We start from the raw sequence: 13,758 nt of genomic DNA, 5'->3' as shown, positions 1-13,758 counted from the left end.
GTGGTCGGTGGCGCGGTCAGTTCTCCGGCTCGCTGTGGGTGTCGAGGAGTCCGCGGCGTACGTCGCGGAGTGCGTCGAGGTAGCCAGCCCGGTAGGTGGCGGCGTCGCGTGCCTCGCGCTGTCGTGCCTGCCGTACGAGGGCGACGGCGGCGACGGCCAGGGCGGCGGTTGCGACGGTTGCTTTTGCCATAGAGCGGCTCCCAGAGATCAGTCACCCGCTCTCGTCGTCGGCGGGCGGTGTGCGTAGCGCTTCGACCGAGGCAATGAACGCCCTGCGCGCAGCGGGTTCATGAATGCCCAGCTCGTCGGCGGCTCGTTCCGGTGTGAGGGGTGGCTCATCGGTGCGGCTGGTGACGGTGAGGTCTTCCTCAGTCGCGATGCCTGCGCGGAGGAGCACGAGCCCGAGCGAGATGTCGAGTGCGGTGGCGATACGGCGCAGGGTGGCAATGTCCGGGGTGGCGGTGCCGGCCAGTAGTCGGCTCAGGGTGCCGGCCGGGATGCCCGCGTAACGAGCAAAGCGGGCCTGCTCGCCGCGCTGGTCGAGGTTGTAGCCGCGCCGGTTGATCTGTTGGCGGAGCCATGCGGCGAATTGGGCGCGCTGGTCGGGCGCGTCGTCGGTGTGTTCCATGCGTGGAACATATCGCGCGCGGAATCGGTCCGCACGGGCGCGAACCAGCCATCGAGAGGCGCGCAGGGCGCATTGGCATCACTGGGCCGCTACCTGGGGTGATCGCTCGAACACTTAGCCGATTCTGTGTGGACTGTCAGCGCGTGTCAACTGCATATGCCCTGTGAAGATCTGCAGTTTTGTGTGGAGGAACCGCGCAGGCGAACGCCCGGTTCCTTCGCTTCACGCACGATCCATCACCGTGCTAACGTTCCACGCGTGGAAGAAACAAGTTCATCCACGGAGCGAAGGAATGCCCATGTACGACCGAGCCCTACTTGTGAATGCGGCACGCGGGGTGGGGGATGTCACACCGTCTGACCTCTCACGACGCCTGGGGGTTGCACGCAATACGGGGTGGCGGCTGTGGCACGGACGCACCGCCCCGTCCGGCCGCATAGCGGCACTCGTCGAGCGGCACTACGGCGTGCCCGCCACGCAGTTGGTGAAACCCAGCGCTGAGGAGGTCCCCGCAGCATGACCGGCGACGTGATCCCCCGCGAGGTGGCGTACGCCAACGCCCGCCGCGTGCTCGACCGGGCCCGCGCCCGCCGCGACGCCGACCGCGCCGCCGGACGCCTCGACCCTGCCGTCGAGCTGATTCTCCGCCGCTTGGAGCGCGAGCAGCGCGCCCAGCAGACCCCGGCGCCCGAGCGCGCCGCCGCGTAACCCGTCTGGCCCGGGTGCGAGCCGGACCAGACACAGCAAAAGGGCCGCCCCAGGTGCGAGCTGGGGCGGCCTGCACGACCGACCATCCCGACGAAAGGCAACCGGCCGTGACCACGAACCAGACTACCGACGCCGAGAAGCACCGCGCCCGTATCGGCGTCATCGCCCGTCAGCTCGACCAGATCGCCCCGGGTACCGCCCGCGTTCGCACCGTCCCCGTGACGGTCGAGCTCGACGACGAGCAGCGCCGCAAGGTGTGGGTGTCCCTCGACGACGCGCTCGGCCACCCGATCTCGGCCGACCGGGACGCGCACCGCGCCGCCCGTGGCCTGCTGCGCCGGATGCTCCCCGACGCCGACTGGTCGCGCCCGCACGTCTACGACGCCATCACGGGCGAGCTCACCGACGACGCGCCGACGATGCCCGAGGAGCTGCTGTGATCCGGCCGCAGCTCACCGCCGACGGCCTCGCCGTGCGCCTCGCCGACGACCGGTCCGACGTGCTGCTCGACGAACTCGCCGCCGCCTACGCCCGCGACCCCGAGACCGTCGCCGCGCTGCTGGCCGCACACGCCGACGCCATCGAGGCGGCCGACGACGCCCAGTGCAGCCCGTACGCCACGGACTACGGCCGCGCCATGTCCCGCGCCGAGGCCGACGGCACCCGCGATGCGCTGTACGGCGAGCTGCCGCCCCCGGCCGTGCTCGATCACCTCATCACCCCGCGCGAGGCGTTCGACCTCGCCGACGAACTCACCGCCCGCGCCGCCCGCGCGCACCTCGTCAACCAGGAGCACCACGCATGACGACCGCCACCGACACCCCGACGGCCGAGGCCGCCCCCCTGCCCGTCGGCCCCGCAGGCACCACCTACGAGCCTGCACCCGAGGGCGCCCCCGCCGACGCACCCCGGGTGTTCACCGCCCTCGCCGCCGTGATGGGCGACGCGATGCCCGTCGCGAAGAACCAGCGGAACCAGCAGCAGAACTACAAGTTCCGCGGCATCGACGACGTGATGAGCGCCATGGCGGGCCCTCTGCGGAAGCACGGGGTGTTCATCCTGCCGAGCATCGTTACGCACCGGCAGGAGCGCCGGGGCGAGAAGATGACGCACACCGTCATCCGGATGCGATACCGCATCTACGGTCCGGCTGGTGACTGCCTGATCGCGGACGTACCGGGGGAGGCGTCCGACTACGCGGACAAGGCCACCAACAAGGCACAGAGCGCGGCGCTCAAGTACCTGTTGTTCACGCTGTTCATGCTTCCCGTGGACGGCCGCAGCATCGACGACGGCGACCGCCACCACCCGGAGAACGAGGCGCCGCAGCAGGCCGAGCAGCAGCCGCGCCGCAGTCGCCGCGCCGAGCCGGGCCCGTGGGAGCAGGACCCGCCCCCGCAGCAGCCGACCGGGCCCTCGCGCGACTACCTCGCCGAAGCGCGCGCCGCCGACAACGTGAGCGCCGTCCGCGCGCTGCACAAGCAGGCCAAGGACGAGGGGGCCCCGGCCGACTACCTCGCCGCACTCGCCGAGATCGGCGCGAGCAAGCCCGGCGCCAAGCCGCGCCAGCAGCGCGGCGCCGTCGCCGACACACCGCGCCGGGCGATGCAGTGGACGAAGGGCCACCAGCCGGCCGCCGCCGACGAGGTGACCGACGCCGCGGGCGAGACGAGTTGGCAGGGCGAGCCCGCGAAGCAGGAGCACGCCGCCGCGCTCGGCGAGATGTACGACGCCGCCCGCGACGCCGGTCTCGCCTCGCCCGAGGAGACCGACGAGGCGTTCACCGCCCGGTTCCAGTGCCAGCCCGCCGCCGCGAGCGTCGCCCAGCTCCGCGAGATGCGCGACGACCTGCTCGACGCCGCGAAGGGAGCCGCCGCGTGAGCGCCACCGACACCACCGAGCGCGAGCAGGCGTTCGCCGACGCCGCCGCCGCGACGGCCGCCACCACACAGGCCGCCGAGCAGCAGTCGGCCGCATCGTTGAAGGACCTGGCCGCGCAGGCCGCCGCCCTTGATCTGCTCGCGCAGCGCGTCGCCGCCGCGAAGAAAGATGTACGCGCCCGTCTGCAAGCCGGACTCGACGCTGCGGAGAAGCGCGACGGCACCGAGCGCATCGGCGCCAGTCTGCCGAGCGGCGAGCAGGTCGCCACGTTCTCACTCCGTAAGGGGAAGGTCGGCCCCGTCGTGGTCGACGACGAGGCGTTCGCCCGGTGGGTGCGCAGCACCTTCCCCGACGAGCGTTGGACCGAGACACGCATCGTGCGCACGGTCCGGCAGTGGAAGGCCGCCGAACTGCTCGCCGAGATGGAGGCGATCGGTCTCGGGCTCGGCGAGGGCGGTAAGCCGGTACCCGCGAAGTGGGCCGACCCCGAGACGGGCGAAGTGCACGAAGTGCCCGGCGTGATGGTGAAGCCCACCAGCGCACGGACGCACAGCATCACGTGGAAGAAGACCGGCCGCGCCGCAGTCGCCGACGCGTGGCGCTCGGGCGAGCTGTCCGAGCACATGCAGGCGATCACCGCAGGGGACGGGGGCGCCGCGTGACGACCGCGCTCGACCTCGACGCCACGCGCCGCCTGCTCGACGGCCCGCCCCCGCCGGCCGTGCCCGGACAGCTCGCCGTCGACGACGGCCCGCGCATCGGTTCCCTGTGCTCCGGATACGGCGGTTTGGACATGGCGGTATGCGACGTGCTCGGCGCGTCGGTGGCGTGGCACTGCCAGTACGACCCCGACGACCGGCACCAGTACGCCGCGCGCATCCTCGCGCAGCACTGGCCCGAGGTGCCGAATCATGGCGACATCACGGCCGTTGACTGGTCGGCCGTCGAGCCCGTCGACATCCTCACGGCCGGTTTCCCCTGCCAGGACGTGAGCCTCGCCGGTCTGCGTGCGGGCATCGCCGAGGGCACGCGTTCCGGCCTGTGGGCTCACGTCGCCCGCGCCATATCCGCCCTGCGTCCGCGATTGGTTGTGATCGAGAATGTCCCCGGTCTCCTCTCGTCCCCTGCCGCTCGCGGTGTGGGACCCGACGGCACGCCTTTGGATGAAGGCGGAACCGCCGGGACTCTTCGAGCTCTCGGTGCCGTACTCGGCGACTTGGCCGGCATCGGGTTCGATGCGGAGTGGGCAGTCGTACCAGCTTCCGCCGTACTCGCCCCCCACCAGCGAAAGCGCGTATTCCTGCTCGCGTGGCCTGCTGCCGACCCCGACGACGAGCGAGGCGAACGGGCCGGGAGCGCCGGACGGGAACCGGAACGACACGCTTCGGGCGAGGGTCGCGAACCTGCCCACGCCCAGGGCGAGGGACAGCAAGGGCGTCGGATACGAGGACGGGCTCCCGGCCGTCGTCCAGTTGCTCAAGACCCCGACGACGAACCTCGCGACGAACGGCGGGAGCCAGCACCCGGACAAGCGCCGGGAGGGCGGGCACGGGCCGACGCTCGCGGACGAAGTCGAGCACCTGCTACCGACACCGCGAGCGTTGGACGGAGCGAAGGGCGCCGTGTCCCGGACGGCAGCGACGGAACGACGCGTACGGGAAGGGAAGGCGAATCTTCCCGAGACTGTGCTCAGCGCGTTCCCGGTAAAGCCGTCGAGTGGGGACAGTACGGCCCGGCCATCGCCCGCTGGGAGGCCGTCACCGGGCGACCCGCGCCCCGGCCAACTGACGATCGAGGCCGCCTGACTCCAGGGGTCGTCGAGTGGATGATGGGCCTCCCCGCTGGCCACGTCACGGCCGTGCCGGGACTGACCCGGCCCGCCCAGCTCAAAGCGCTCGGCAACGGCGTTGTACCGCCGCAGGCAGCGCACGCGATTCGGTACCTGCTGCACCGGGCTGGCATCGCCGCTCGGTTGGGAGTGGCCGCATGAGCGCCGACTGCGAGCCTTCCGTGTGTGAGCACGGCAACCCCCAGTGCGGAGCCGTACCCGTGCGCCCGTACCCGTGCGGCCCGCGGTACGCCGAGCACCAGCCCGCCCGCACTCACCCCTACCGCGCCCCCTCGAAGGAGGTTTGCGCGTGAGCGCCCCTATCCGGTCCATCAGTTACGGCGGCGGGGTGCAGTCGACGGCGCTCCTCGTTCTCGCCGCACAGCGCCGCATCGACTTCCCTCTGTTCCTCATGGCGAACGTCGGAGATGACTCCGAGAACCCGGCGACGCTCCGTTACGTCGAGGAGTACGCACGCCCGTTCGCCGCCGAGCACGGCGTCGAGCTGGCCGTCCTCGACCGCGTGAAGCGGGACGGGACCGTCGAGACACTGCTCGGCCGCCTCACCCGCGAAGGATCACGATCGCTCCCGATTCCCGTGCGCATGTCCAACGGCGCGCCCGGCACCCGCTCGTGTACGGCCGACTTCAAAATCAAGGTGATCGCCCGCGAGTTGAAGCGCCGCGGCGCGAGCGAGGACGACCCGGCGACCATCGGCATCGGCATCTCGGTCGACGAGATTCACCGGGCGAACAACCGGCGCACCGAGCCGCACGAGCGCATCGAGTATCCGCTGCTCGACCTCGGGCTACGCCGCATCGACTGCGCCCGCATCATCGCCGAGGCCCGCTTGCCCGTCCCGCCGAAATCGTCGTGTTGGTTCTGCCCGTTCCACCGGCCCGAGACCTGGCACGACCAGCGCCGCGACGAGCCAGAGCTGTTCGAGAAGTCGTGCCAGCTTGAGGAGCTGCTGAACGAGCGCCGCGACGTGCTCGGCAAGGACCACGTCTTCCTGACTCGGTTCGGCCGCCCGCTGCGCGAGGCCATCCCCGAGGGCGTCGACGTGCTGCCGATGTTCGACGAGGCCGACGGCGCCTGCGACTCCGGCTACTGCTTCACCTGAACCGCCCCGTAACCCGCCCGGGGGCGAGGGAGAGCCGCCGCGCCCCTCGCCCCCGGCGTCCCCCCAGACAGGAGCACACCCCATGACACTCGACGCTCAGGCGTGGGTGTGGGACCACTCACGCAGCCGTGGCAACACCCGCACGCTGCTGCTCGCGGTGGCCGACGCCGTCACCGGGCCCGAGGCAACCGCCCGCGTGGGCATGGCCGAGCTGACGCGCCGGCTCAACAGCTCCCGCGGCACCACGGTCGAGGCCGTGCGCCGCGCGTGCGAGTCCGGCGAGCTGGTCGTCGACGAGCCCGCGGCCGGCAGTCGCGCCGCCCTCTATCGGCTCCCGGGCGCCGTCAACTTCGTCCGCCGTAGCGGTCCGGATTCCCGACCGGTACAGGAGCGGTCGGGAAACCCGACCACTACCGGTTTGCGGTCCGGAAACTCGACCGCTACAGGCCCGGATAGCGGTCCGGAATCCCGACCGCAACACGATCAAGACGAACCCCCGTTGTGGTCGGGAAACCCGACCGCTAGCGGTCGGGAAACCGGACCCCATCACGCACCCATAGAGAGAGTGAGTGAAGGAGTGAGGGACGCGCACCCGCGCGACCTCAGCTCGGGGAACATCCCCGCCTTCGCCCGCCCGCTGGTCGACCAGATGACCGCCGCTGGCGTCGTCGTCCGCTGGGACCTCGCCGAGGCCGAGTGGTTCACCCTCGACGCCCTGCTGAAACGGTCCGGCGCCGACATGCTCGCCGCCCACGCCGCCCGCACCGCCCAGCGCCGCAACGTGGCCCATGCCCGGTACTTCCTGCGCGCATGGCGTGACCTGCCGCCCGCCCCGGCCCCCGGCACACCGTCGACACCCACCGGCCCCGACGCAGACGTAATCCCCCTCGACCCCACCGCGCCCCGCAAGGGGCGCGCCGCCCAATCCGCCGACCACCTCGCCGCCGCCCTCGCACGCATGGAGGCCCAGCAGTGAACCCCCGCGAAGTCGCCGCCCTGCTCGCCTACGTCGTCCGCCTCGACCCCCGCATGAACGTCGAGGACCAGGCCGCCGCCGAGGAACGCCTCGCCCAGTGGTGCGATTTGCTGTCCGACGTGCCCGCCCAGGCCCACGGCTGGGACGCCGCCCAGACCGCCCGCGACTACATCGCCCGCAACCCCTACCGCATCCAGCCGTCGGACATCTCCCGCCCCTGGCACGCCCACAAGGCCGCCGCCCTCGCCCGGCACACCGACCCGACACCGGCCGTCGACCCGGACAACGTCGCCGCGTGGCGCGCCGAGCTGATCGGCACCCGGCAGGCCGTCGCCACCGGTGCCGCGCTCCCCTCGACACACCGCGAGTTGACCAGCGGCGGGCCCGCGCCCGAAGTGCGAGACCGCCTCGCCGCCATCGGCCGCCGCATCCCGCCCGAGGCCGCCGCCGCCCTCGCCCAGTACCGGCCCCGACGCGCCGAGCGTGAGCGGCTGGCCGCCGAGGACCGCCCGGACCCGTACGCGGTTCCGTGCCGCTACTGCCGGGCCCGCATCGACAAGCCGTGCCGCAACCACCGCGGCGTGCCCCGCACCGCGCCGCACCCCTCCCGCCTCGACGACGCCACCGCCCGCCACCACGCCCAACAGGAGCAGAGCGCATGAACCGCCGCAAGCACCCCGAGCGTCCGCACCGCCGCAAGCCCGCCAGCGGCGACCGCACTCGTAACAGCAAGCTCTATCGGGTCGAGGCGAGTTGGGACTCCCGTCCCGACCGCCCGGCGATCCGCACGACCACCGACCGCGCCCAGGCCCGACGACTGGCCGACACGTTCGCCCAGCAGGGCGCGTACGTCATCGTGCAGGCCGCCCGCGGGTTCGAGTGGCGGACCCTGTACGAACTCGACGGGCCCGCGCTGCTCGCCGAGCAGGCCGCCGCCGAGGCAGCCGAACGGGCCCGCCAGGAGGCCGAGCAGCGCGCCCAGCAGGCCGCGGCCGAGCAGCGCCGCCAGCACCGCCTCGCCGCCGAAGCCAGCACCCATGCCTGCGCGCTCATGCAGCCGCCTGCCATCGTCCGGCCCGAACACCGGCAGCGTGCCCGCCACATCACCGGGGCGCAGCGATGACCGCCCCCGCCGCCCTCGCCGTCATCCGCGCCGCGCTTGAGGACACGACCACCCTCGAACTGCTCAACCGCCCCGGCGCAGCCTCCCAGCGCATCGCACACGCGCTCGAATCTGCAGGGTGGAGCATCGAGCCGACCAGCCCCCCGAGCGGCCCGCAGACGGCCACACAGCCGACCACCACCGCCGCATAACCCCCAGCAGGGGCGCCCCCACAGCAACCCCCAAGGGGCGCCCCTCCGTGATACGTTCCACGCACGAGCGAAACAGCTTCACTTACGCACGACACATCCAGCCGGCTCCGAACATCCGGAGGTGCACGCGATGGCTCGCCCGACACCCGCCGAGCGGTTCGAGCAAAACGTCGACCGCGGCGGCCCGATTCCGCTCGTACGCGGCGTGCACGGCCGGTGCTGGATCTGGACCGGAGCCACCAACGAGCGTGGCTACGGCACGTTTTGGGTCAACGGCCACACCGTCAAGGCCCACCGGTACGCCGTAGAACTCGCCGACGGCGAGCCGGTACCCACCGCCCTGGACGTTGACCACCGTTGCCGCAACCGCGCGTGCGTCCGCCGCTCACACCTCCGCGCCGTCACGCACCGCGAGAACATCCTCGCCAGCTCGAACCACGTCGCCCGCCGCGCCGCCGTACGCGCATGCCCGGTCGGCCACGCCTACGACGAGGCAAACACCTACCGGGCCCCGAACGGCACTCGGAAGTGCCGCACATGCCGACGCGAGCAGAGCCGCGCCCGCCGCGCCGCAGCCCGCGAGCAGCAGCTCGCCACCATCACACCCCTCACAATCCCGACCCCCGAAAGGCAGGCCGCGTAATGGCCGGAGAGACCACCCTCACGATCGTGGGCAACGTCGTTGCCGAACCCGAGCTCAGGTTCACCCCCAGCGGTGCCGCCGTCTGCAACTTCCGCATCGCCAGCACCCCCCGCCACTTCGACAAGCAGTCGAACGAGTGGAAAGACGGCGAGCCGCTGTTCCTTGGCGTCTCCGCTTGGCGCCAGCTCGGCGAGAACGTCGCCGAGTCCATCCAGAAGGGCGCCCGCGTCGTTGTCGTCGGCCGACTCCAGCAGCGCCAGTACGAGGCCAACGACGGCAGCAAGCGCAGCAGCTACGAGATCACCGCCGACGAGGTAGCCCCCTCCCTGCGCAACGCCACCGCCGCAGTCACCAAAACCACCGGCCAGCGCAACAGTGCCCAGCAGCAGGGAAGCGGCTGGAACCAGCAGCAGAGCGGATACGGCGCCCCGCAGGGCGACCCCTGGGCCAACCAGCAGCCCCGCCACGGATACAGCGACGAGCCCCCGTTCTGACCCGCCGAGTCCGGACGCGGCCCGCGCCGCGCGCGCGAACCCCTCGACTCCACCGAGACAGGAGATACCCATGCTTGAGACCGGCACATGTGGCGCCGTCCGCGACTGGCTGCCATGCATCCTCGACGGAGGGCACGACGGTACGCACCACCAGGACGTCAACGGCTACCAGTGGCCGACCGCCGAGCCGGCCGCGTGTGGTCGAGCCGCCGCCACGGGCGAGCAGTGCCCCGACCACGCCGAGGGCGACGAACCGATCCCCTACCCGCCGTCGCAGGCACAGGCCCCCGCCGTCGACCAGGACGACGCGCGCCCCGCACTCGACCAGCTCGCCGCGTTCATCGAGCAGCAGGGCCACCCCTCCACACTCGCCCGCCGATTCGCCGCCGCGCTGCTCGCACGCCACGCCCGCGAGCTTGCCGAGCAGGCCGGCCAGTGAGACCCCTCGCCCGCGTCCGTGCCGCCCTCATCCGATGGGCGGCACGGCGCCGCGCCGACAGGCAGCTCGCCCACCTCGCCCGGAAGGACACGCGCCCGTGACAGCGCTCACCGAACAGGAGCAGCAGGCCCGCCGCGACAGCCTGCTCGTACTCCTCTCCCGCGCACAGCGCGGAGTCCTCACAACCAGCGAGGCCGCCCTACTCCGCGCCCACGTCGAGACCGAGCTCGGCGCCGCCGACCGCTACCGCAACGCATGGCGCAGCGCCCGCCAACGCGCCCGACGACGCGACCGCAGCGCCGTCTACCGACTCGCCAAGTTGCAGGAGCGGCGCACTCAGATCCGCGCAGCCGAGGCCGCCGTCGAGCAGATGCGCGCCGTCATGCGCGCCTACGTCGAGGCCGTCGCCCCCGCCGTACGCGCCCTCGCCCGCGCCGTCGAGGCCGCCCGCAACGCCCGCCCGGACGAGTACGCCCTCGCACCGCCGCCAGCCGCACCGCGCGACCGCCGCCCCGCATGGCAGTCCCCATACGGCCCGCCCCGCCACCGCCGCAAATAGGAGCAGCCCATGACGACCGCACTCGACACCAGCGCCCCGACCGGCCGTCGGGCCGCCGTCGACCTCGCCGCCATACGTGAGCAGTGGGGCGACCTGCTGCTCGCGGTCGAGCAGGCCCCCGCCGCCGAGTGGCCGCCCCGCGAGCAGAAAGGTTTCCTCGACCAACTCGCCACCCGCGACGCCGAGCTCGACCAGACGCCGACCACAGCCACCATTGGCCGCATGCCGCTCGTACTGCGTGAGCACCCCGCGCCCGTGAATCTCGACGCGCTCGACGCCGCCCTCGAGGTCGAGGGCGCACTGTTCGACCTCGCCGACCAGATCGCCGAGCAGGTGCAGCGCCCCGTACGCCGCATCCCGAAACCCGTCGGCCCCGGCCGACCCTCGCAGGCCGTCATCGACGGAGCCGACCGCAACGACCCCGCCCGCTGGCACTACGCCAGCGCCACCGATCCCGGCTCCCGGGCGTACGGGTTGCACTGGGCCGCCGTCTGGATCGAGGGCCGTGCCCTCGACGAGCCGTCGGGCGACCTGTTCCGGCCGATGCCCGCCCGGCTGCTCGACGAAGCCGCCACCGTGGCCCGCCGCTGCCGCGAGCGCGTCGAGCGGGCCCTCGGCCGCGACGGACGCACGACCACCCTCGACAGGCCGTGCCCGTGGTGCGGCGGCGAACTGACCGGCCGCACGCAAGCGGGAGGCACGCCCATGGTCACGTGCGCGACTGGCGAGGCGTGCGGGGCGCCCGTGCCGCTGGACTTCCGGCGCCGGCGCGCGTGGCGTGGCGCCGAGCTCGTCGGCCTGTACGCCGCCCTCGCTGCGGCCGACCGCCGCGCCGAGGAGTAGCGAGCACCGGAGACCAACGGTCCACGGGGGCGCCGACGTTGACCGGCGCCCCCTTTTCGTGAAGCCGCTTGTGTAGTCACTTGCCAACTGACTTCACAAGTGCCTACAGTGTTGCTCTCCGTCGGACTCCACCCGGCGGACGCCGGACTCCACCCGGCACCCACAACCAAGGGAGCAACCCCCATGGACATCACGATCCCCGGCGCACTCGCCGACTTCCTCGCCGGTACGAACCTCGCGACCGGCGCCGACGACCACGACCCCGCCAGCCGCGCCACCCGCGAAGCGCTCGACGCCGGACGCCGCGGCCGAGGGCGGACGCTGATCATCACGCCCACCATCGACGTACTGCACGTCATCAGCGAATACGCCGAGACGCTGCTCGCCACCGACGAGGCCACCCGCGCCGAGCGCCGCGCCGCCCGGCTGTGGATCGAGCGTGCCGGACACGCCCGCCACCGCGTACCCGCCCAGACGAAGCAGGCCACCGACGCCGCACCGGTCATCCTGCGGGCCGACGAGGTGCGGCCCGGCGACACCGTGCTCGCCTGCTTCGGCGACGACCTCACCGTCGACACCGCCACCGAGGCACACGCCATCGAGCACGCCGAGCCCTACACCGCCGCCCCCGCGCCGTACAACCCGGCATGCGGCTGCACCGCGTGCGCCACCTACAAGAACCACGAGAGCCCGCTCGTCAACCTCGCCACCGACACCCCCTGGGAGACGTGCGACCCGGCACCCGCCGACGCACCCACGCTGATTCGCCGCCGGGCCACGGCCGACGCCGAGCAGCAGCGCGCCCAGCGGCGCCAGCAGCTCGCCGACGCCCGACCGGCGAATGCCTACCCGCTCGCCGTAGCCGCCGTTCGACAAGTTGTCCGCGAGATGCCCCGGGCTGGCGCCCTGCGCGTCCGCGTCACCGAAGGCAGCCCCGAGGCGACCCTGACGCGGGACGATCTGCACGCCCTCGCCTACAGCGGACACACCACCGCCGACGCCGTCGCCCGAGTCCGCACCGCCGTCGACGCCCATATCCGTCACGGGGAACGCGAGGTGCACGTGATGTTCCCCGCCCTGGGGATGCGCCCGGCTCTGTACCTCGCCGATGTGTTGGCGCTGCTGCGCGATTGGGAGATCACCCAGGCCGCCGCAACAAACACCGAGGCGGGGCACGCCGCCGCTCTAGTCACGGAGGCCGACGCCGTAGCGGGCACGTGGCGCGGAGAGTGGATCGGCGAGCAGGCCGACGACGCGCTGTTCGCCGTCGAGCAGGACGCCGAGCAGGGCGCTTTGTTCACCGACCGCACCACCGACTGACCACCCATCGGCCCGCCCCCGCCCGGGGGCGGGCCCCGACCATCGGCAGGAGCAGCACCGCATGAACACCAGCGACGACCAGCAGCCGGACCGCCCCGACGAGGAGTCGACCACCCTGCACTACCAGCGCGCCGACGCCGGCAAGTTCCCCACTTCCGTCGCCGCACAACAGACCGCCGCCGAGAAGCTGCGCGACGAAATGCTCAACCTGATCATTCAGCACGAGCGGGAAACCGTCGCCGCGCGCGCCCTCGCCGGGGACCCCAACCCCACCGACGCCGACCCCCTCGAATACGTCAAGTGGATCGCCCGCCACTTCAACACGCCAGAAGGCCACGACTTCTTCATCGGTCAGCTCGCCGACGAGCTCACCCTCGACGACGTGCGCGCGCTGCGCGTAGCTGGGGAAGCCGCCCAGGCCGTCACCCCCAGCGTCGTCCGCGCCGCAGCCGCCCGAGGCCAGAAGCCGGCGCGAATCGCCGACGAGCTCGGCCTCACGCAGTCACGCGTCTACCAGATCTTGCGCGAGCAGCGCGACCAGTAGCCCACCAACAGCGCGGGCCCGCACACGGTGACTCCACCACCGGACGGGCCCGACTCACCACACCGGGAGCAACCCCCGCCATGGCTGACACCAACCCTAACCGCCGCCGCACCGCCACCCCGCCCGCCGTCGGCCGCTCGATCTCCGTGCGCGTGCTCGACGAGGACGTACGCGACGACCTCGCCGTACTCATGCGCGCCCACGGCAACGCGGCCGACCCGCTGCGCCTGGCCGTGCACCTGCTCGCCAACGCCTACCGCCGCGCATGGGACTACGGGGACGTGCCCGACGGCACCGCGCCCCACATCATCGGCGTGCGCTACGCCCTGCCCGACGGGACGCCCGAGCAGGTGCCCAACCCAGCGAACACCGCCTACCCCCACATCAGCGAGGTCCCCGCGGCACGCGCTGTGTGACGCCGTACAACCGCCCGTGCGCTCCAGCAGTCGAACCAACGC

Annotated in this window: 21 protein-coding genes; 19 read left to right on the top strand and 2 right to left on the bottom strand. The window is 72.5% G+C overall.

The annotated features are described in order from the left end of the window. Positions 1-16: 16 nt before the first annotated feature. Together HC362_RS19550 and HC362_RS19545 are read right to left on the bottom strand one after the other, a co-directional pair. Positions 17-190 (bottom strand): hypothetical protein, encoded by a 174-nt coding sequence (locus HC362_RS19550; protein WP_243085330.1) that lies wholly within the window; start codon positions 188-190, stop codon positions 17-19. Positions 191-211: 21 nt separating this feature from the next. Further along, entirely contained in the window at positions 212-628 is a 417-nt protein-coding gene (locus HC362_RS19545) for a helix-turn-helix transcriptional regulator (protein WP_243085328.1), read from the bottom strand. Between the two features lie 516 nt (positions 629-1,144). Between HC362_RS19545 and HC362_RS19540 the strand changes: the two genes are divergently transcribed. The 19 genes from HC362_RS19540 (at position 1,145) to HC362_RS19450 (ending at position 13,716) form a co-directional block, all read left to right on the top strand. Continuing rightward, entirely contained in the window at positions 1,145-1,336 is a 192-nt protein-coding gene (locus HC362_RS19540) for a hypothetical protein (RefSeq protein WP_243085326.1), read from the top strand. Between the two features lie 107 nt (positions 1,337-1,443). Then, on the top strand, positions 1,444-1,776 hold the full coding sequence (locus tag HC362_RS19535) for a hypothetical protein (RefSeq protein ID WP_243085325.1): 333 nt from the start codon (positions 1,444-1,446) through the stop codon (positions 1,774-1,776). Further along, positions 1,773-2,141 carry a hypothetical protein gene (locus HC362_RS19530; protein ID WP_243085323.1) on the top strand — a complete coding sequence of 123 codons (369 nt, stop codon included), beginning with the start codon at positions 1,773-1,775 and terminating at the stop codon, positions 2,139-2,141. Before HC362_RS19535 ends, HC362_RS19530 begins: the two co-directional genes overlap by 4 nt. Next, entirely contained in the window at positions 2,138-3,217 is a 1,080-nt protein-coding gene (locus HC362_RS19525; protein WP_243085321.1) for an ERF family protein, read from the top strand. The genes HC362_RS19530 and HC362_RS19525 overlap by 4 nt, the downstream gene beginning before the upstream one ends. Beyond that, entirely contained in the window at positions 3,214-3,879 is a 666-nt protein-coding gene (locus HC362_RS19520; protein WP_243085320.1) for a hypothetical protein, read from the top strand. Before HC362_RS19525 ends, HC362_RS19520 begins: the two co-directional genes overlap by 4 nt. Continuing rightward, positions 3,876-5,207, top strand: coding sequence for a DNA cytosine methyltransferase (locus tag HC362_RS19515; RefSeq protein ID WP_243085318.1), 1,332 nt, complete (start codon positions 3,876-3,878; stop codon positions 5,205-5,207). Before HC362_RS19520 ends, HC362_RS19515 begins: the two co-directional genes overlap by 4 nt. Positions 5,208-5,355: 148 nt before the next feature. Then, positions 5,356-6,168: a phosphoadenosine phosphosulfate reductase gene (locus HC362_RS19510; protein WP_243085317.1), complete on the top strand. Its 813-nt coding sequence runs from the start codon at positions 5,356-5,358 to the stop codon at positions 6,166-6,168. A gap of 565 nt (positions 6,169-6,733) precedes the next feature. After that, positions 6,734-7,144: a hypothetical protein gene (locus HC362_RS19505; RefSeq protein WP_243085315.1), complete on the top strand. Its 411-nt coding sequence runs from the start codon at positions 6,734-6,736 to the stop codon at positions 7,142-7,144. Beyond that, positions 7,141-7,806 (top strand): cell surface glycoprotein, encoded by a 666-nt coding sequence (locus tag HC362_RS19500; protein ID WP_243085313.1) that lies wholly within the window; start codon positions 7,141-7,143, stop codon positions 7,804-7,806. The genes HC362_RS19505 and HC362_RS19500 overlap by 4 nt, the downstream gene beginning before the upstream one ends. Next, on the top strand, positions 7,803-8,267 hold the full coding sequence (locus HC362_RS19495) for a hypothetical protein (protein WP_243085312.1): 465 nt from the start codon (positions 7,803-7,805) through the stop codon (positions 8,265-8,267). Before HC362_RS19500 ends, HC362_RS19495 begins: the two co-directional genes overlap by 4 nt. After that, complete coding sequence (locus HC362_RS19490) at positions 8,264-8,458, top strand: hypothetical protein (protein WP_243085310.1); 195 nt, start codon at positions 8,264-8,266, stop codon at positions 8,456-8,458. The genes HC362_RS19495 and HC362_RS19490 overlap by 4 nt, the downstream gene beginning before the upstream one ends. A 130-nt stretch (positions 8,459-8,588) precedes the next feature. Continuing rightward, positions 8,589-9,101, top strand: a complete 513-nt coding sequence (locus HC362_RS19485) for an HNH endonuclease signature motif containing protein (RefSeq protein WP_243085308.1) — start codon at positions 8,589-8,591, stop codon at positions 9,099-9,101. Further along, a complete protein-coding gene (locus HC362_RS19480) occupies positions 9,101-9,595 on the top strand; it encodes a single-stranded DNA-binding protein (RefSeq protein WP_243085306.1) in 495 nt (164 codons plus the stop codon). Before HC362_RS19485 ends, HC362_RS19480 begins: the two co-directional genes overlap by 1 nt. Before the next feature lie 70 nt (positions 9,596-9,665). Next, a complete protein-coding gene (locus HC362_RS19475; protein WP_243085305.1) occupies positions 9,666-10,034 on the top strand; it encodes a hypothetical protein in 369 nt (122 codons plus the stop codon). Positions 10,035-10,131: 97 nt separating this feature from the next. After that, the gene (locus HC362_RS19470) at positions 10,132-10,593 is read left to right on the top strand and encodes a hypothetical protein (RefSeq protein ID WP_243085303.1); all 462 of its coding nucleotides are present in this window, start codon (positions 10,132-10,134) and stop codon (positions 10,591-10,593) included. Between the two features lie 9 nt (positions 10,594-10,602). Beyond that, the gene (locus HC362_RS19465; RefSeq protein WP_243085301.1) at positions 10,603-11,436 is read left to right on the top strand and encodes a hypothetical protein; all 834 of its coding nucleotides are present in this window, start codon (positions 10,603-10,605) and stop codon (positions 11,434-11,436) included. A gap of 183 nt (positions 11,437-11,619) precedes the next feature. Beyond that, the gene (locus HC362_RS19460; protein WP_243085299.1) at positions 11,620-12,756 is read left to right on the top strand and encodes a hypothetical protein; all 1,137 of its coding nucleotides are present in this window, start codon (positions 11,620-11,622) and stop codon (positions 12,754-12,756) included. Positions 12,757-12,817: 61 nt separating this feature from the next. After that, positions 12,818-13,300: a hypothetical protein gene (locus tag HC362_RS19455; protein WP_243085297.1), complete on the top strand. Its 483-nt coding sequence runs from the start codon at positions 12,818-12,820 to the stop codon at positions 13,298-13,300. An 80-nt stretch (positions 13,301-13,380) separates the two neighbouring features. Continuing rightward, positions 13,381-13,716 carry a hypothetical protein gene (locus HC362_RS19450; RefSeq protein WP_243085296.1) on the top strand — a complete coding sequence of 112 codons (336 nt, stop codon included), beginning with the start codon at positions 13,381-13,383 and terminating at the stop codon, positions 13,714-13,716. The last annotated feature ends 42 nt before the right edge of the window (positions 13,717-13,758 follow it).

It is taken from the genome of Streptomyces sp. 891-h (assembly GCF_022760275.1).
GTDB classification, from domain to species: Bacteria; Actinomycetota; Actinomycetes; order Streptomycetales; family Streptomycetaceae; genus Streptomyces; species Streptomyces spirodelae.
This window is presented reverse-complemented; position numbering and strand designations above follow the sequence as displayed.